The 17,202-nt window shown below is 72.4% G+C and carries 15 protein-coding genes and 1 pseudogene; 7 read left to right on the top strand and 9 right to left on the bottom strand.

All coding sequences use genetic code 11. The features are described 5' to 3' along the window. Nucleotides 1-4: 4 nt before the first annotated feature. On the bottom strand, nt 5-1,285 hold the full coding sequence (locus ACH4XV_RS11670; RefSeq protein WP_395788772.1) for a hypothetical protein: 1,281 nt from the start codon (nt 1,283-1,285) through the stop codon (nt 5-7). 125 nt (nt 1,286-1,410) lie between these two features. Here ACH4XV_RS11670 and ACH4XV_RS11665 point away from each other — a divergent pair, with 125 nt between their 5' ends. Beyond that, nucleotides 1,411-2,496 (top strand): amidohydrolase family protein, encoded by a 1,086-nt coding sequence (locus ACH4XV_RS11665; protein ID WP_395788770.1) that lies wholly within the window; start codon nt 1,411-1,413, stop codon nt 2,494-2,496. A gap of 431 nt (nt 2,497-2,927) precedes the next feature. Next, entirely contained in the window at nt 2,928-3,110 is a 183-nt protein-coding gene (locus tag ACH4XV_RS11660; RefSeq protein WP_395788768.1) for a hypothetical protein, read from the top strand. Between the two features lie 13 nt (nt 3,111-3,123). Here the strand turns inward: ACH4XV_RS11660 and ACH4XV_RS11655 are convergent, their stop codons facing one another. Next, nucleotides 3,124-4,509 (bottom strand): ABC transporter substrate-binding protein, encoded by a 1,386-nt coding sequence (locus ACH4XV_RS11655; RefSeq protein WP_395788766.1) that lies wholly within the window; start codon nt 4,507-4,509, stop codon nt 3,124-3,126. 56 nt (nt 4,510-4,565) lie between these two features. Then, nucleotides 4,566-5,222: a hypothetical protein gene (locus ACH4XV_RS11650; RefSeq protein ID WP_395788764.1), complete on the bottom strand. Its 657-nt coding sequence runs from the start codon at nt 5,220-5,222 to the stop codon at nt 4,566-4,568. Between the two features lie 302 nt (nt 5,223-5,524). Between ACH4XV_RS11650 and ACH4XV_RS11645 the strand changes: the two genes are divergently transcribed. From ACH4XV_RS11645 to ACH4XV_RS11630, 4 genes are read left to right on the top strand one after another with little or no spacing between them, the layout of a single operon-like run. Further along, nucleotides 5,525-6,130: a hypothetical protein gene (locus tag ACH4XV_RS11645; protein WP_395788762.1), complete on the top strand. Its 606-nt coding sequence runs from the start codon at nt 5,525-5,527 to the stop codon at nt 6,128-6,130. A 5-nt stretch (nt 6,131-6,135) separates the two neighbouring features. Next, entirely contained in the window at nt 6,136-8,058 is a 1,923-nt protein-coding gene (locus ACH4XV_RS11640) for an ABC transporter permease (protein WP_395788760.1), read from the top strand. Beyond that, nucleotides 8,055-8,795, top strand: coding sequence for an ABC transporter ATP-binding protein (locus tag ACH4XV_RS11635; RefSeq protein ID WP_395788758.1), 741 nt, complete (start codon nt 8,055-8,057; stop codon nt 8,793-8,795). Before ACH4XV_RS11640 ends, ACH4XV_RS11635 begins: the two co-directional genes overlap by 4 nt. Continuing rightward, nucleotides 8,795-9,475, top strand: coding sequence for an ABC transporter ATP-binding protein (locus tag ACH4XV_RS11630; RefSeq protein ID WP_395788756.1), 681 nt, complete (start codon nt 8,795-8,797; stop codon nt 9,473-9,475). Before ACH4XV_RS11635 ends, ACH4XV_RS11630 begins: the two co-directional genes overlap by 1 nt. Before the next feature lie 315 nt (nt 9,476-9,790). Here the strand turns inward: ACH4XV_RS11630 and ACH4XV_RS11625 are convergent, their stop codons facing one another. After that, entirely contained in the window at nt 9,791-10,762 is a 972-nt protein-coding gene (locus tag ACH4XV_RS11625) for a D-alanyl-D-alanine carboxypeptidase family protein (protein WP_395788754.1), read from the bottom strand. 206 nt (nt 10,763-10,968) lie between these two features. On the opposite strand from ACH4XV_RS11625, the gene moaA reads away from it, so the two are divergent. After that, the gene (gene moaA, locus ACH4XV_RS11620; RefSeq protein ID WP_395788752.1) at nt 10,969-11,976 is read left to right on the top strand and encodes a GTP 3',8-cyclase MoaA; all 1,008 of its coding nucleotides are present in this window, start codon (nt 10,969-10,971) and stop codon (nt 11,974-11,976) included. A 45-nt stretch (nt 11,977-12,021) separates the two neighbouring features. On the opposite strand, the gene ACH4XV_RS11615 is transcribed toward moaA, so the two are convergent. The 5 genes and pseudogenes from ACH4XV_RS11615 to ACH4XV_RS11595 all read right to left on the bottom strand — a co-directional run bounded on the left by ACH4XV_RS11615 (nt 12,022) and on the right by ACH4XV_RS11595 (nt 16,930). Further along, complete coding sequence (locus tag ACH4XV_RS11615) at nt 12,022-12,279, bottom strand: hypothetical protein (protein WP_395788750.1); 258 nt, start codon at nt 12,277-12,279, stop codon at nt 12,022-12,024. Nucleotides 12,280-12,798: 519 nt separating this feature from the next. Beyond that, a pseudogene (locus tag ACH4XV_RS11610) lies at nt 12,799-13,083 on the bottom strand (DUF3099 domain-containing protein); the annotation flags it as partial. A 156-nt stretch (nt 13,084-13,239) separates the two neighbouring features. Beyond that, a complete protein-coding gene (locus tag ACH4XV_RS11605; protein WP_395788748.1) occupies nt 13,240-13,779 on the bottom strand; it encodes an RNA 2'-phosphotransferase in 540 nt (179 codons plus the stop codon). Nucleotides 13,780-14,000: 221 nt separating this feature from the next. Next, nucleotides 14,001-15,410: a metallopeptidase TldD-related protein gene (locus ACH4XV_RS11600; protein ID WP_395788746.1), complete on the bottom strand. Its 1,410-nt coding sequence runs from the start codon at nt 15,408-15,410 to the stop codon at nt 14,001-14,003. Continuing rightward, nucleotides 15,407-16,930: a TldD/PmbA family protein gene (locus ACH4XV_RS11595; protein ID WP_395788744.1), complete on the bottom strand. Its 1,524-nt coding sequence runs from the start codon at nt 16,928-16,930 to the stop codon at nt 15,407-15,409. The genes ACH4XV_RS11600 and ACH4XV_RS11595 overlap by 4 nt, the downstream gene beginning before the upstream one ends. Nucleotides 16,931-17,202 lie beyond the last annotated feature (272 nt).

Below are 17,202 nucleotides of genomic sequence, written 5' to 3'. Positions count from 1 at the left end.
GGGCCTAAGCGAATCGCGAACTGCGCACCGGACCCGGCGAGTCGACCCGGTCCCGGGTGCCCGTCAGCCAGGTGTCGGCGACTGTTCGGGTGAATGCGCCGAGCGCCTCGTCGGGGTCGGCCGGTGTCTCGCCGTCGCCCTCGTCGTCGGATGGCCCGGCGCGTAGCACCTCGGCCGCGTGGTCCGCTTCGGGGCGGGTGTCGACCCCGTCCCTCCCGCCGTCGTCCGGCTGTACGAACAGCTGTTCCTCCCAGGGTGCGTTGCCGTACTGGCGCAGCAGTCCCGAGACGTCCGCGGAGACCGCGGGCGGCTGTGTCCAGCAGGTGGCGTGCTCGTACAGGACCTGACCGGGCGCACGTTCGCGGAGCGCCGCGCCCGTCTCGGGGGCGAGATCCTCCAGGCGATACGCGACGACGAGGGTGTCTGGGCGGGTGGGTGTGTAGGGCACGGTGGGCACGCCCAGCAGGTCCGCGGCGGCGAGGCCCATGATGCGGCTGCCCCGGTCGTCGAGGAGGGACACCGTGGTGGGCGCCACGCCGGCCGCTTCGAGGATGAGCACGAGGCGGCTCAGGCCGTGCAGGCAGGACGTGTAGTCGTCCTGGTGCATCGCGTAGCGGCCGGTCATGCCGGCGGCGAAACCGTACGGGGAGAGCGTGGCCAGTACGCCGCCGGTCAGCGCGAACTGCCAACCACGCAGGTCGAGATGGTCGAGGGAGCCGGCACGCGAGGCGGCGTCGGCGCGGGTCAGCATGCGGGTGACGCGGCCGTACGCCCAGGTCCACCTGTCCTCGTCGGGCGCGGGCAGGGTGGCCGCGTGTCGGCGGGCGCGGGCGAGGTCGCCGCTCAGGATCGTGTTGTAGACGAGCAGGTAGCGGTCGGGCCAGGGGCGCAGCGCGGCCTTGTCGGCTTCGAGCAGGGCGACGGCCTCGCCGTGGCGTGCCTCCGCCTCGTACGCCGCCACCAACTCGTTGCGTACGCCCGTCGAGTCGGGCACCCGGCGGACCGCCTCGACGAGCGGGGGGATGGCGGCGAACGCGATGCCGCGCTCGATGCACGCGTATCCGAGGTCGTAGAGGCGCCGAGGGTTCGACGGCTGTGCGGCGGCCTGCCCGGCCGCCTCGGCCAGGTCCTCGAAACCGGCCAGTCGCGCCGCCTTCTCCAGCGCCCGTGCCAGTTCGCCGAGGGGGACGCCGGCCGCGACACCGCGCAAACCGCGGATCGCGCCCGGGACGTCACCCGCCTCCAGGCACCGCCACACCCGGTCGAGATCGTTGTCGGTGCTCATGGGAGAGGAGCCTTCAACACGGGGCGGGACCCGCACAACCGGATTAGCTGTGCCTGGAGGTGGGGTATCGGCCTCGGGGCGTTCGCGGCGGCGGGTCGGGGGTCGGCAGGTCGTAGGGTCTCGGCATGACCGTGCTGCACGTGAAGGGCCGCGTTCTGGTCGGCCCCGAGGACGTCCGTGACGAGATGTGGGTGATCGGCGGGCGGATCACCTTCGAGCGGCCGACGTCGCTCGCCGTCGACGCCACGTTGGAAGGGTGGGTACTGCCCGGCCTGGTCGACGCGCACTGCCATGTCGGGATAGACGCGCACGGCGCGGTCGACGCGCCGACCGCCGAGCGCCAGGCGATCACCGACCGGGACGCGGGCGCGCTGTTGCTGCGCGACGCGGGCTCGGCCGCCGACACCCGCTGGATCGACGGCCGCGAGGACCTGCCCCGGCTGATCCGCGCGGGGCGGCATCTGGCCCGGCCCAAGCGCTACATCCGCAACTACGCGCACGAGATCGAGCCGGGTGACCTGACCGCGTTCGTGATCCAGGAGGCCCGGCGCGGCGACGGCTGGGTCAAACTGGTCGGCGACTGGATCGACCGGGACACCGGGGACCTGGCGCCGCTGTGGCCCAAGGACGCGCTTCAGGAGGCGATCGCCGCCGCGCACGCCGAGGGTGCCCGGGTCACCGCGCACTGCTTTGCCGAGAACTCGCTCCCGGACCTGGTGGAGGCGGGCATCGACTGCATCGAACACGCCACCGGATTGACCGAGGATCTGATCCCGCTGTTCGCCGAGCGGGGCGTGGCGATCGTGCCGACTCTGGTCAACATCGCCACCTTCCCCGGGATCGCCGACCAGGCGGGCGCCAAGTTCCCGACCTACGCCGCGCACATGCGCGCGCTGCACGCCAACCGCTACGCCACGGTGCGGGCCGCCTACGACGCGGGCATCCCGATCTTCGTGGGCACCGACGCGGGCGGCTCGCTGCCGCACGGCCTGGTCGCCGACGAGGTCGCGGAGTTGGTCGCGGCCGGCATCCCGGCCCGCGACGCGCTGTCGGCCGCGTGCTGGTCCGCCCGCCGCTGGCTCGGCCGGGACACGATCGCCGAGGGCGCGTCGGCCGACGTGGTGGTGTATTCGGCCGATCCACGAGCCGACGTCGGCGTGCTGGCCGACCCACGCGCGGTGGTGCTGCGGGGCACGGTGATGCCACGCTGACTCGCTTCGCGGCGGGATCGGTCCGCGAGGGGCCGTAAGACGCCGTCGGGCTCGGAGCGGGCGTGTTCGGCGTACTCCCGGAACGACAGGTTCGCGATAGGTTGCGACGACTCCGCGACCGTGGCGGCCCACGCCGCGTCGTCGGTGTAGTCCGTCCTGATCACCACGGCCGTGAACTCGCCGTGTTCCTCGATCGGGGGCAACACGCCGATCTCCTCTCGGTTGTCCACGCCCGACCGTGGCACTTGACGCCGACACCCCGCGGGCCCGCCGGCCGTGGCCGAAATCCGCCCCCGTGCGGGGCCGCCGGAGTGACCCGGCGACACTCCACCCCCGCCCGGTCGTTGAACGCCGTGTCCGTCGACGTGGTTCGACGGGCGCGGCGTCGGGGCATGGGACCTCGGGGCCGGCGCAGCGAAAGGCAGCCCCCCGTGCGAGGTTCGGCCCTGATCGCCCCCAACCCCGATCCGCACCACCGCCGCCCGTTCGGCATGGTGCCCCTGCCCTACCCGGTGACCGGTGTCCCCGGCCCCACCCCCGCCGCACCTCTCGGCCTCCCGCCGGTGACCAGGCTCGACAAGCCGGAGCCGTGGTATCGCGCCGAAGGGCGTTGACGGCGATCCGGGCTCACGGTTTGTACGGCAGGGACGGTACGTCGAAGCAGTTCGTGGTCATGTCCGGCACCTGGGCGATCCAGCCGCCCGGGGCGCCGTCCTGCCAGCGGGCCACGTCGAAGCAGGTGCGGGTGGGCGCGGCGACGCGGTCGACCGGTTCGGCCTTGAAGTCGACCGGGATCAGCAGGCCGTGCGCGTCGTAGCCCTCGGGGCGGTTGACGAAGCCCTCGACGCAGGTCCGGGTGACCTTCGCGCCGCACGAGGCGATCGCGTCGGTGAGCCACATCGCCGAGGCCCAGCCCTCCAGTTCCCACTGGGAGAGCTTGTCCTCCCGGTCGGGGAAGTACTTCTTCATCGCGGCCCGGAACTCGGCCACCGCGGGCTGCCCGGTGTCCGTGTAGCCGCGGCTGTTGCCGGTCGCGTAGATGCTGTTGCGGCAGGTCGGGGACGCCTTGAAGTCCTCGCCGACGCGCGCGTTCCAGTTCTGTACGTTGGTCACCTTGGCGGTCACCCGCAGGTCGCTGCCGTCCATCGCCTTGCACAGTTCGACGTTGCCGCGCGTGTCCACCGCGTCGAAGACGATGTCGACGCCCTTGCTGCGCATGTCCACCACCGCGGCGGCGAAGTTCGGCAGCGCGAAGTCGACCTGCTTTTCGACGACCGTGTAGCCCTCGGCGCGCAGCCCGTCGGCGACGGTCTGCGCGTAGCGCGCGGAGTCGGCCTGGTTGTACGACACCACGGCGGCGGTGCGGGCGCCGAGCTTCTCCTTGAAGTAGCGGTAGACCTCGGTGCTCGCGTACAGCCGGCCGTCCCAGCCCACCTTGCCGTCGCGCGGCGCGCGCGATCCGTAGATCGAGTACAGGTGCGGGTACGTCTCGTACGCGGTCCCGATCGGCTGCCCGCCGACGTCGGGCACGCCCTTGTCGCTGACGTACTGGGCGGCGTTGTAGCTGTAGACGCTGTTGCCCGCGAAGGCGAACACCTTGTCGTCCTCGACCAGTCGGCGGGCGCAGCGCTGGTTGGCCACGCCGTAGCCGTTGTCGTCGCAGGCGGACACCTTCACCCGGCGCCCGTTCACCCCACCGCGGTCGTTGAGCGCCTTGAAATAGGCCTGGGCGCCGTACATCGGCCCGGAGAAGGTCTCGTTGCCGAGCACCCCCTGGACGGTGTCGATCATGCCCACGGTGACCTCGGTGGGCGTGACGCCCACGTCGGACGCGGTGTTGGTGTTCGGCACCGCGCCGGCGGACGCGGGTGCCGGGCCACGCTCCTCGCGGAAGTCGCGCTCCGGCAGCCGCGAACCGCATCCGGTCAGTGCGGCGACCGCGCACAACACGCCGGACAGCACCAGGGCCACCGAGGCGCACGGCATGCGCCGTCCGTGGATACGACGATGCATGCGTGCTCCTCGGTGACCCGGGGCCGGCGGGGAACCCGCCCGTGCGGAGTGGGGCGTCAGGCCGTCGGGCAACCCGGGGCGACGGTGCCCGGCTTGAGCGCGCCGACCAGCGTGCAGACGGTACCCAGGCTGACCTTCCAGGTGCCGTCCTGCTTGACCGCCTTGCCGTTTTGGCCGGGCAGCGCCGGGGTGCCGGCGAGCAGGATGTCGAACGTGACCTCGGCGGTGTCCCCGTTGATCTTCACCGCGGTGGTCTTGGAGGTGACCGACTTGGCCAGCGGGTCGTTGGCGAGCGTCTCGACGAGCGCGCCCATCTTGTCCGCGTTTTCCAGGACCGCCTTGCGCGCGTCGAGCGGCTGGGTGTTGTCGAACAGCTTGTCCCAGTTGTCGGCGACCTTCTTCTCCTCGCCGGTCAACGTGGTCGAGCCGCCGCCGCCGGTCGCGGGGGCGCCGGTGCTGCCGCCCGAGGCGGCGGGCGAGGAGGGCGCAGTGGTTCCCGGCGCGGCGGGCGTGCTCGGCTGGCCGGCCGCCGGCGCGCTCGCCGACTGCGACGACTTGCTGTCCTTCTTGTCGTCCTTGTCGTCGCTGCTACACCCGGACATCACCAGCACCGCCACCAGCGGCAGGGCCAGCAGCGCACGGCGCGCGCCCTTGCGCCGACCCACACCGGTGCCGTTCTGCTTGGCCCGCTCGTTGATCAAGTCCACGCTCACGTGCGTTCACCACCCGTTCCGCCGGTCGCCCGGCGTCCTGTTGCTGTTGATGTAGCCAGGTAGTACCTGGGTTACCGGCAAGTCATGTTGCCATGCGCGACTCGGTATCCAATCGTGTTCCGGGCCGTATGACCAGATCCCGGCGAACTACGCTGAGGCACCGATACGCAATCGGGCGGATTCGACGGGTGGACCATATGGCAGGTTCGACGAACTCGGCAGGTTCCACGGGAAAGGCGAACCCCCTTGCCGAAAGACAGCGTACGGCCGCCGCGACCCCGGCCATCGAGGGTTTGCGGCGGTTGGCGCGCACGCACGGCGGCCGGCTCGTCGCGTTGTGCGGGGCGCTGCTGTGCGCGGTGGGGTGGTACGGCGTGTCGGGTGAACGGTACGAGGCGCGCCAACTTCCCTACCTGGCGTCGGCCACCATTCCGGGCGCGGCGCTGATCGTCGCCGGCGCGGTACTCATGGTGGGACCCCGGCGCGGGGCGGCGCAGGCCCCCGCCGAGACGAGCGTCGAGAACGCGGAGTTGCGGCGGATGATGGGCCGGCTGTACGAGCTGCTGGTCGAGCCGGAGCCGACCGAGGCGGCGGTGGAGCTGGATGTCGGGGCGGCGTGGGTGACGGTCCCGGGTGGGGCGCGCTATCACCGGAGCGGGTGCTCGCTGGTGCGGGGCAAGGACGGGGTGAGGCCGGTGGACGCGGCGGCGGTGCGGGACCGGGATCTGCGGCCGTGCCGGGTGTGCGATCCCGATGTGGCCGATGCGGCGGCGGGTTCGGGCCCTCGCGGTGCGGTCGGTGAGCGGCCGGGTGTGCGGGAGTCCGGTGCGGTCGGTGAGCGGTCGGGCGGGGCCTCCGGAGGCGATGTCGGGACCGACGGGCCGAGCGCGCACGGCGCCGACGGCTGAGCGCCGTGCTCACCGTCGAACTGGCGCTCGCCGGCCTGGGCGTGGGCGCGATCGCGGCGCTCGCGGCGGTCGGGATGATCACCTCCTACCGGGCCACCGGCGTGTTCAACCTGTCCTTCGGCGCGCTCGCGATGATCGTGGCCTACCTCGTCTGGCAGCAGGTGCGCGTGTGGGGCTGGCCGCTGTGGGCGGCGGTGCTGCTCGACGTGGGCGTGGTGGCGCCGGCGCTCGGCCTGGTCCTGGAGCGCTTCGTCTTTCGCGGGCTGCACCGCGAGGGGGCCGGTCCGGCCCGGATGCTGGTCGCCTCGCTGGGCGTGTTCGTGCTCCTGGTCGGCGTGGCCACGCTGGCCTGGGGTACGCAGGCCCGGCTCGACCCGCCCTCGATCGTGCCGACGGGCACGGTCGCCCTGCCCGGCGACACGTCGGTCGCGAAGGGGACGCTGGTCGAACTGGGCGTGGTGGCCGCGGTCGCCGTCCTGGTCGCCGTCGTCACCCGGTTCACCCGCTTCGGGGTGCGGCTGCGCGCGGTGGTGGATCGGCGGGCCCTGGCCGAGTTGTCCGGGGTGCCGGCCGACCGCGTCGCCGCGGCCGGGTGGGCCTTCGGGTCGATGCTGGCGGGGCTGACCGGCGTGTTGCTCGCGCCGCACCTGCGGCTGGATCCATACGGACTGACCCTGCTCGTCCTGGAGACGATCGGGGTCGCGGTGGTGGCCCGGCTGGCCAGTCTGCCGGTGGCGATCCTGGCGGCGCTGGCGATCGGGGTGGGGCAGAGCGAGTTGTCCCGGCTCGAACTCGACTCGTGGGGGCTGATCCAGGCGCTCCAGGCGAACCTGTTCGTGGTGGTGATGCTGGTCGCGCTCCTGGTACTGCCCCGCATGGTCGAGGTCGGCGGCCCCGACCCGCAACGCGCGGCCGGCGCCCGGATAGGGACCGGGCACGGGGAGAGCGCGCCGGTGGGCTGGTGGGTGCCGTTCGTCGCGGTCGCCGCGGCGCCGCTCGCGCTGGGCGCGGAACACCTGCGGGTCGCGCAGCAGGTGCCGGCGATGGCGATCGTGTTCGTGTCGCTGGTGATGCTCACCGGATACGCCGGCCAGATCTCTCTCGGCCAGGCCGGCTTCGCCGGACTCGGCGCGTTGTTCGCGGCGCAGCTGGCCGGCCGAGGTGTCCCGGCCCTGCTCGCGCTGTTCCTGGCCGCGCTGCTGGTGGTGCCGGTGGGCCTGCTGACCGGGTGGCCGGCGATCCGGCGGCGCGGGCTGACCCTGGCGCTGACCACGTTCGCGGTGGCCGCGGTGGTCAGCCGGTTCGTCTTCGCCCAGCCGCGCTTCACCACCGACCTCGCGCTCGACCACCCGTGGCCGTTCGACGGCGAACGTTCCTTCTACGCGCTGGAGTTGGCCTGCCTCGTACTGGTGCTCCTGGTGGTCCGCCGGCTGCACGTGAGCCGGCTCGGCCGGATGCTGGTCGCGGTGCGCGACCACGAGCGCGGCGCGGCGGCGGCCGGCGTGGACGTCTCCTCGGCCAAGGTCTTCGTCTTCGCGGTCAGCGCCGGCGTGGCCGGGCTCGGCGGCGCGCTGCTCGGGATGGGTGGGCGGGCCTTCGACGCGGCGGCCTTCGATCCGGTGCTCGGTCTGATCTGGTTCGCCGCGGTGGTGGTGTTCGGCGTGGACAGCGCGGCCGGCGCGGTGTTGGCCGCCGGCCTGGTGGTCGCCCTGGACGCGGCCACCACGGCGGGCATGTCCACGATCGTGATCGGCGGCCTGGCGGTGCTGCTGTCGCGGATGCCCGGCGGCGTCTCGGCGACGCTCCTGCGCCTGGCCGCGGGGCCGGCGCCGGTGCCCGCCGCGCCGCCCGCGCCGGTCCGGCTCAGCCCGCTGGGCCGCACCCTGCGCGAGCGGGTGCGGTCGGGCCGGGCGGAGGTGGGCGGGTGAGCGCGCTGCGAGCCGAGGGTGTGGTCCGCCGATTCGGGGGGCTGCGGGCCGTGGACGGGGTCGACCTGACCGTGCCGCCGGGTGTGGTGACGGCGGTGATCGGGCCGAACGGGGCGGGCAAGAGCACCCTGTTCGACTGCCTGGCGGGTGGGCGGGTCGACGCCGGACGGGTGTACATGGGCGCGCGCGACGTGACCCGGCTGCCCGCGCACCGCAGGGCCCGGCTCGGGCTGTCCCGGACGTTCCAGACGGTGTCGGTCTTCCCCAGTCTGACGGTGGTGGACAACCTGCGGGTGGCCGCGGAGAACCGGTCCGGATCCTCCGCCCCGGCCCGCCTGCTCGGCCTGCCGGATCCCGCCCGAGGACGGACCCGGGACGCGGTGGAGGCGGCGCTGGACCGGCTCGCGCTCACCGAACACGCGTACACCCCGGCCGGCGAACTCCCGGCCGGGTCACTGCGGATGGTCGAACTGGCCCGCGCGCTGGCGGCGTCCCCGTCGGTGCTGCTCCTGGACGAGCCGGCCAGCGGACTCGACGACGCGCAGGCCGAGCGGCTGTGCGTCGAACTGCGCGCGTTGGCCGCCGACGGCCTGGCGATCCTGCTGGTCGAACACGACATGGACCTGGTGTTCGGGGTGGCCGACACGGTGCACGTGATGGCCGCGGGTCGGATCGTCGCGGCCGGCACCCCGGACGAGATCCGCCGCGACGCGCGGGCCCGGGAGGTGTACCTCTGATGCCGATCACCCTGTCGGTCGCCGGACTTCGGGTCCGGCACGGCCCGATCGAGGCGCTGCACGGCGTCGACCTGGACGTCCCCGCCGGCGCCCTCACCGCCCTGGTCGGCCGCAACGGCTCGGGCCGCAGCACCCTCCTCGACACGCTGGCCGGACTGGTCCGGCCCACCGCCGGCACGATCACCTGGGACGGGGCGGACATCACCGCCTGGCCCGCCGACCGTCGCGCCCGCGCCGGCCTGACCCTGATCCCGGAGCGGGGCGGGGTGTTCGCCGGCCTGAGCGTGGCCGACAACCTGCGTCTATTCGCCGACGGCCGCGACGTGACGCCGGCCCTGACCGCGTTCCCGGTGCTGGCCGATCGGCTGAGGCAGCGGGCCGGCACGCTCTCCGGCGGCGAGCAGCAGATGCTCGCGGTGAGCCGGGCCCTGCTCACCCCCGCCAGGCTCCTGCTCCTGGACGAACTCAGCCAGGGCCTGGCCCCCCGGGTGGCGGCCCACCTGTACGACGTGGTGGCCGGCCTCGCCACGGCCGAGCGCACGGTGATCCTGGTCGAACAACACACGGGCGAGGCCCTGCGCCGCGCCGAGGTCGTCTACGCCCTCAGCCGAGGCACCATCACCTTCAGGGGCGACCCGACCGAATACGAGTCCCACCCGGACAGCGCCCACCGCGTGTAGGTCAACGCGCGTCGGCGCGATACCAGCGTTCCGGCGCGACAAGCGTGTTCACGGGCCGGTACAGATTCACCGCAACTCGGGTTCACGAGCGCACCACAGACACGTACAGCGCGGCCAAGACTGCCTCGTTCGTGCCGCCGGTGTGGCGGTGGTGCTGGTGTGTCGTACCGCCCTTGCCGCCGATCGCCGGGTCGTCGAGGTCAACGACATGGTGATGGACGCCGGATCGTACGTCCTGGAGTACGACTTCGACGCCTGAAACGCCACGCGCGCGGAAGCCGATCGGCTTCCGCGCGCGTGGGGTCGGGCGTGGGGTCAGTCGGCGTCCAGGGCGCTGGGGAGGCGGGGTGGGCAGCCGTTGGTGTATGAGGCGTTGTACTCGAAGTGCCATTCCTCGTTGTCGTACATCCGGCACCACCCGTACTTGCTGCCCTTGGCCTGGAGCCAGGCCTGGGCGTTGGCCGGGTAGATGTCCACCGCGACGCCCTGGACGTGCATCGACTTCTCCGGCGGCAGCACCCAGTGCAGTGCCGCCTCGCGCGAGCCGACCTCGGCGATCTTCTCGTCCAGGAGCCGCTGCTGGTGTGCCCAGCCGCGTTTGCCGGAGTTCAGGTTCAGCTTGATGCCCTCGGCCGCCATCGCCTGGTCGATCTTCTTCCACGCGGCGTACGCGGCCGGGGTGAGCGCCTTCGGGTCCTTCGGCGCGTCCTTGTCGTTGGCCGGCGCCTTGGCGGTGCTCGACGTGGTCGCTTTCGGCGGCTTGGTCGTCGCCGACGTGCTCGACGGGGGGCCGGAGGAGGGTGCGTTCGTGGGGGCTGCCTGGGTGTTCGGGGCCTGTTCGGGGTTGGACGTCACCTGCACGCCCACCGAGTCGGCCCGGTCCTTCTTGTCGTCGCCACCGCCGAGGAACAACGCCGCGCCGACCCCGGCCCCGCCGAGGATCAGCGCACCCGCCAGGCTCCAGGCCACCAGCTTGCCGCGTCGGCCCCGTGCCGGCTCCGGTTCGGCCGCGGGGGCCGGTCGGGGCGGCTCGGCGACGGGCGCGGCCGAGCCGACGGGCGGCTGCTCACGCGTGTACCAGTCGGCCGGGACCGGCGTGGTCTCCGCGTCGAACCTGCCGGGCGTACCGGGTATGCCGGGTGCGCCGGGCGGCTGCGATCCGGGTGGACCGGCCGCGTGCCCCGAGCCCGAGCTGTGCTGTTCCCACGAGGTGTCCAGAAAGTGCGCTCCGTCGGGTGTGCCCCCTTCGTCGGGCTGTGGTTCTCCGCTGCCCGCTGCGTGTCTCACTGGTGAAGCCTCCTCGTAGTGAGCCTGGATCCTCTCGCGATTCACGCGCGCCGAGCGAGCCACGGTTGTCCCGACGTGTGTGGGATACACCACTGCAACCGATCCGGCGTCCGGCTCGTAGCCTGGTGAGCACCGGTCGGAGCGACCCGCGTAACCTGGGAAGCTTGCCGCAAGGAGACTGGCCGCATGGAGAAGAGGAGTCGAAGGTGAGCACGCACCACCGCACCGGAGGACTCGTCGACGGTTTCGGTCGCGTGGCGACCGATCTGCGGGTGTCGCTGACCGACCGCTGCAACCTGCGGTGCACATACTGCATGCCCGAAGAGGGGCTGGACTGGCTGGCCAAACCCGAGCTGCTGACCGGCGAGGAGATCTCCCGCCTGGTACGGATCGCGGTGACCATCCTCGGTGTGCGCGAGGTCCGCTTCACCGGCGGCGAGCCGCTGCTGCGCCGCGAGCTGGTCGACATCGTCCGCGAGGCCGCCGCCTTGGAGCCGCGCCCGAAGTTGTCCGTCACCACCAACGGAATCGGCCTGGCCCGCCTGGCGCCCACGCTGCGCGAGGTCGGCCTGGACCGGGTCAACGTCTCGCTCGACACCCTCGACCCGGCCCGATTCAAGGCGATGACGCGCCGCGACCGGCACGCCGACGTGGTGGCCGGGCTGGCCGCCGCGGTGGACGCCGGGCTCGGTCCGGTCAAGGTCAACACCGTGCTGATGCGCGGAGTGAACGACGACGAGGCCGCCGCGCTGCTCGCGTGGTGCCTGGAGCGCGGCTACGAGCTGCGCTTCATCGAGCAGATGCCGCTGGACGCGCAGCACGGCTGGCAGCGCTCGGAGATGATCACCGCCGGGGAGATCCTGACCGCGCTGCGCGCGGTGTTCCGGCTCGACCCCGAGTCCGGGCGTGGCAGCGACCCCGCCGAGCGCTGGCTCGTGGATGGTGGCCCGGGCACGGTGGGCGTGATCGGCTCGGTCACCCGCCCGTTCTGCGAGGCGTGCGACCGGACCCGGCTGACCGCCGACGGGCAGATCCGCAATTGCCTGTTCGCGCGCGAGGAGTCCGATTTGCGCGCGGCATTGCGCGGCGGTGCGGACGACGCGGAGATCGCCGACCGCTGGCGCGCCGCGATGTGGACGAAGAAGGCCGGCGCCGGTATCGACGACCCGGAGTTCCTCCAGCCCGACCGACCGATGTCGGCGATCGGCGGCTGACCCACCGGCGTCGTCGGACGCCGACGCGCTCTCGCGCGGTGCCCCTCAGGACGGCTCGTGCGCCGATCCGCCCGGGGGCTCCGGCTCGTGCCAATCAGCGAACGCCACCGTGTCCTTGAGGAATCCGCGAATCCCCAGAAACTCGGCCAAATGCTCACGGTGCTCGTCGCACGCGAGCCACGTCTTGCGCCGTTCCGGGGTGTGCAGCTTGGGGTTGTTCCAAGCCAGAACCCACCGGGCGTCGGCGCGGCAACCCTTCGCCGAACAGATCGGTCGACCGGGATCGGCGGGGGTGGGAAACATGCCCACCAGTGTCGCAGACGAGGCCGTTCACCCCACCGCAGTGCCTGTCACCAGGAACTGACCCTGTGTCAGGCACCAACCGGAGCGCTGCTCTCAGTAAGCAACGGGCTGGTGCGGTATCGCCGTGCGGACCCACCTGCGGACCGGCGAAAGACCCCGGACACGGGCGATGCCGGGCAGCCACGGGGGGAGCCGCCCGGCATCGCGTCGGTCGCTCCGACGGGGGATACGGAGCACGTTTCGAAGTATGGCACGTCCGGCCGGCGGTTGAAGCACCAACCCGCGTAGCGCTTGCCGCTAATTTTTGACGCTGTGCGAAGGGGCACCCTTCGGGTCACCGATGTGGCCCCGATCGGCAGCCTCGGGGTCACCGTGTGTATCCGAATTCGTGTGCGACAAAAGGTCGGTCGGTTCCGCACCGGCCGCCGGCGGGGTCCCGACGGTCGTCGTCCACGAGTCCTCGGAGTGTGTGTGCAACGTCTCCCGCTCGGCGCTCGTGAGCACCGCGCCGGGCGGCGGCTCCAGCGCCTTGGGCGGCAGCGGGGGTACGAACTGCGCCTGCACCGGCGCGTTCGACGTGGGCTCGCGACCCGCGTTGGCCAGCACCACCGCGATGTAGGGCAGGAACAACGCGCCGGCGACCAATATCCACCGCCACGGCGACGGGGTGAACACCGCCGCCACGAAGCACACGGTGCGGATCGACATCGAGATCACGTACCGGCGTTGGCGCCCGGCCACGTCCTCGGTCAGCCCCTTGCGCGCGCCACTGATCTGGAACACCGCGCCCTTGGTGTTTTTCACGGTCCCACCGTCTCCGCTTATGTGACCACACACTCGTCCGCGTCTTCACGGTACGCCCGCGTGTGCCCCACACCGAGAGCGGGGGCGGGAGCTTTGCCGTCAGCTGACCCGAGTGGGGGATGCGGAGCGACCCGAGTGGGGGATGCGCCGGGCCGGTCAGTCGCGCGGGTCCAGATACTGCGGCGGCACCGCCGGGACCAGCCAGACGCCGTTGTCCGAGCGGCGGAACACATGCCCGTCGGCGACCATGCGCTCGGCCCGCACCGCGAACACCACCGGCCGGCCGCGCCGCGCGCCCACCCGGCGGGCCGTCTCCACGTCGACGGACAGGTGCACGTCGTGCCGATCCATCGGCCGCAGCCCCTCGGCCAGGATCGCGGCCACACTCCGAGGGCTCGTCCCGTGGAAGAGCACGGCGGGCGGCACCGCCTCGGCCAGCCCCAGGTCCACCGCGACGGTGTGCCCCTGACTGGCCCGGATCCGGGTCCCGTCCGCCGAGAACGCGAACCGCCGCTTGTCGTTCTCCGCGACCACCCGTTCGAGCTGCGCGCGCGACAACCCCACCCCGCGCGCGGCACAGGCCGCGAGCAACACATCCACCTCGACCCACCCGGCCTCGTCCAAGACGATCCCGAGCCGCTCGGGCTGATGCCGCAGATGCCGGGAGAGATACTTCGAAATCTTGACGACGTTCATGATGAACCCCAACAAAACCACGAAGCCCCACCCGAGCACACCGATTTTCCTTGGACAGGAAAACCGCGGCTGCCCCTGCGGCCCGAGCCGAATATCCAGCCCGTCCGGCGCTTGAGGACACCGGGCCGGAGGCCACCGGCAAACGGCGGCCTCCGGCGCCGGCGGCGCCGAAACCCCTCAGCCGTCCGGCGCTTGAGGACAGGCAGGGTCGTCCCGTCCGGCTACTGCGCCCGACTCGGCGACGACATGTTGAAGTCCCGCACGCGCAGCGCCGGCATCGCCGCCCGCGTGAACCAGTCACCCCACTCACGCGGATACGTGCGCTCGGTCCGCCCCGCCTCGACGGCCCGCCCCAACACGTCCACCGGCGACTCGTTGAAGCGGAAGTTGTTCACCGCCCCGACCACCTCGCCACCCTCCACCAGGTACACCCCGTCCCGGGTCAACCCCGTGAGCAGCAGCGTCTGCGGATCCACCTCGCGGATATACCAGAGGCACGTCAGCAGCAGCCCACGCTCCGTCGACGCGACCATCTCCGCCAACGTGCGCCCACCGGCCGGCGCGTCCAGGATCAGGTTGTCGATCTCCGGCGCGACCGCGAGCCCCGTCAGCTCGGCGGTGTGCCGATTGGTCCCCAGCGCGGTGAGCACGCCGTCGGTGACCCAGTTCGTGCGCTCCAGCGGCAGCCCGTTGTCGAACACCGACGCCGTGTCGCTCGACGCGTGCGCGATGGTGAACGGCGCGCTCTCCAGGCCCGGGTGGTTCGGGTCGCTGAACAGGGTCAGCGGCAAGTCGGTGAGCCGGTCGCCGACCCGCGTGCCGCCGCCCGGCTTGCTGAAGACCGTACGGCCCTCGTGCGCGTCCCGGGCGCCGCTCTGCCAGTACATGTAGACCATCAGGTCCGCGACCGCCGACGGTGGCAGCAGGGTCTCGTAGCGGCCCGCCGGCAGGTCGATCGTGCGGGTCGCCCAGGACAGCCGCTCGGTGAGGTCCGCGTCCAGCGCCGCCAGGTCCACGTCCCGGAAGTCGCGGGTCGGCGTGCCGCCCCACGCGGACCGGGTCAGGTCGCCCGACTTGGCGTTCAACTCGACGTGCCCGGTGGGCTGGTCGTGCCTGCGGCGCAGCCCGGCGGAGGTGCCCACGTAGCTGGAGGTCAGCTGGTGCGAGGCGAACCCGTACAGCAGCCGGTCCGCCTCCCGGGCCCGCCCGAACGCGGCGCCCAGCTCCGGCGCGAAGTCCGCGAACACGCCGATGGACGTCTGTGCCGGCGCCTCGGTGAAGCCGCCGTCCGGGCCGCCCGAGGCCCCCAGGAGCGGTCGCGCGTCCTCGGCCGGACCGGCATCCCGAGCCGCCGCCTCCGCGGCCCGTACCAGGTCCTCCAGCCGATCCACCGTCACGCCGCTGCGCGAGACCGTCCCGGACGCGGTGCCCTCGGTGCCCGCGACCGTGGCCACCACGGTCACCCGCCGACCCCGCGTCTCGCCGTTGGTGGTCAGCGCGTTGCCCGCCCAGCGCAGGTTCGCCGCCGAGGTCTCCTCGGCGATCACCACGCAGCCGTCCGCCTTCGACAGCGCCAGCGCCCGCTCGACCGTCTCGTCCGGCCGCGTCACCACGGTCTGCCCGCCGCTCATCGACCCGCCTCCTGAACCGTGTTGAGGACCTTCACGCCGCGGAACAGCGCCGACGGACACCCGTGGCTGACCGCCGCGACCTGCCCGGGCTGCGCCTTGCCGCAGTTGAAGGCGCCGCCGAGGACGTAGGTACCGGGACCGCCGACCGCCTCCATCGAGCCCCAGAAGTCGGTTGTCGTGGCCTGGTAGGCGAAGTCCTTGACCTGCCCGACGATCCGGCCGTCCTCGATCAGGTAGGCCCGCTGGCCGGTGAACTGGAAGTTGTACCGCTGCATGTCGATCGACCACGACTTGTCGCCCACGATGTACAGGCCGCGGTGCACCCGGCCGATCAGCTCGGCGGTGGACAGGTCGTCCGCGCCCGGCTGGAGCGAGACGTTGGCCATGCGCTGCACCGGGACGTGCCCGGGGGAGTCGGCGAAGGCGCAGCCGTTGGACCGGCCGAGCCCCTGCATCAGCGCCATCCGCCGGTCCAGCTGATAGCCGGTCAGCACGCCGTCGGTGACCAGGTCCCAGCTCTGCGTCGCCACGCCCTCGTCGTCGAAGCCGATGGTGGCCAGGCCGTGTTGCACGGTGCGGTCGCCGGTGACGTGCATCACCGGCGAGCCGTACTTGAGCTTGTTCAGCTGGTCGAAGGTGGCGAACGAGGTGCCCGCGTAGGCGGCCTCGTAGCCGAGCGCGCGGTCCAGCTCGGTGGCGTGCCCGATCGACTCGTGGATGGTCAGCCACAGGTTGCTCGGGTCGATCACCAGGTCGTATTCGCCGGCCTCGACGCTCGGCGCCTTGACCCGCTCGGCGAGCAGGCCCGGCAGCGACGCCAGCTCCTCGTCCCAGTCCCAGCCCACGCCCTTGACGTACTCCCAGCCCCTGCCGACCGGCGGTGCGATAGTGCGCATCGTCTCGTAGGCGCCCGACTCGCGGTCCACCGCGATCACGGTCAGCTGGGGGTGTATCCGCACCCGCTGCTGCGTGGTCGTGGTGCCGGCCGAGTCGGCGTAGAACTTGTTCTCCTGGACCACCATGCAGGTGGCGTCCACGTGGTCCACGCCGTCGGCGGCGAGCAGTTCGCGGCTCCACCTCGCCAACAGGCCGATCCGCTCGGCCTCGGGCACGTCGAACGGGTTGATCCGGTACGCCGAGATCCAGGTCTCGTCGGCGTGTACCGGCTCCTCCGCGAGCGCCACCGTCTCGCCCGCGCCGGCCGCCTCGCTCACCGAGCGGGACACGCGCGCGACCGCGACCGCCTGTTCGGCGACGTACGCCGCCGCCTCGGGGGTCAGATCCACCCCCGCCGCGAAGCCCCACGCCCCGTCGTGCACGACCCGGACCGCGAAGCCCACATCGGTGGTGTCCACGGACGAGTCGGTGCGTCCGTCGCGGAGCCGGAAGGACGCGTCTCGTACGCGCTCGAAGCGGAAGTCCGCGTGTTCGGCGCCCAGTTCCCCGGCTCGGGACAGGGCCGCGGCGGCCAGTTCCCGAAGGGGATAGGCGAGGAACGTCGGATCGATCTCGTTGGGCACCCATTCCTCCATACGTTCGGCCTGTCGGCTCGCGTCGTTCAGTCAACCAGACACGCCGCCGCCGGCATTCCGGTCTCCCGGAAGGACCGGTCGTGTGCTCGGACGGGTCTTGCGCCGGGGCAACCGGAACGAAACATGCCGGAGACGGGCCGGCCGGATTCCGTCGGTGCCCAGGCGATGGAGGAGATCGTTCCGTTTTCCGTCCGTCTTGTCGGGTTCCCACAACGATCCGTCCGGGGACGCTGTCCCGGACCGGATTCCCCTTACCCCGG

Source organism: Embleya sp. NPDC020630, from assembly GCF_044334985.1.
Classification (GTDB): Bacteria; Actinomycetota; Actinomycetes; order Streptomycetales; family Streptomycetaceae; genus Embleya.
Note: the sequence above shows the minus strand (reverse complement) of the source record. Positions and strands in the feature narration are given on the sequence as shown.

Coding starts and splice junctions, on each gene's coding strand:
- ACH4XV_RS11670 (WP_395788772.1), bottom strand. CDS start 1,285: ATGAGCACCGACAACGATCTCGACCGGGTGTGGCGGTGCCTGGAGGCG.
- ACH4XV_RS11665 (WP_395788770.1), top strand. CDS start 1,411: ATGACCGTGCTGCACGTGAAGGGCCGCGTTCTGGTCGGCCCCGAGGAC.
- ACH4XV_RS11655 (WP_395788766.1), bottom strand. CDS start 4,509: ATGCATCGTCGTATCCACGGACGGCGCATGCCGTGCGCCTCGGTGGCC.
- ACH4XV_RS11630 (WP_395788756.1), top strand. CDS start 8,795: ATGCCGATCACCCTGTCGGTCGCCGGACTTCGGGTCCGGCACGGCCCG.
- ACH4XV_RS11615 (WP_395788750.1), bottom strand. CDS start 12,279: ATGTTTCCCACCCCCGCCGATCCCGGTCGACCGATCTGTTCGGCGAAG.
- ACH4XV_RS11605 (WP_395788748.1), bottom strand. CDS start 13,779: ATGAACGTCGTCAAGATTTCGAAGTATCTCTCCCGGCATCTGCGGCAT.
- ACH4XV_RS11600 (WP_395788746.1), bottom strand. CDS start 15,410: ATGAGCGGCGGGCAGACCGTGGTGACGCGGCCGGACGAGACGGTCGAG.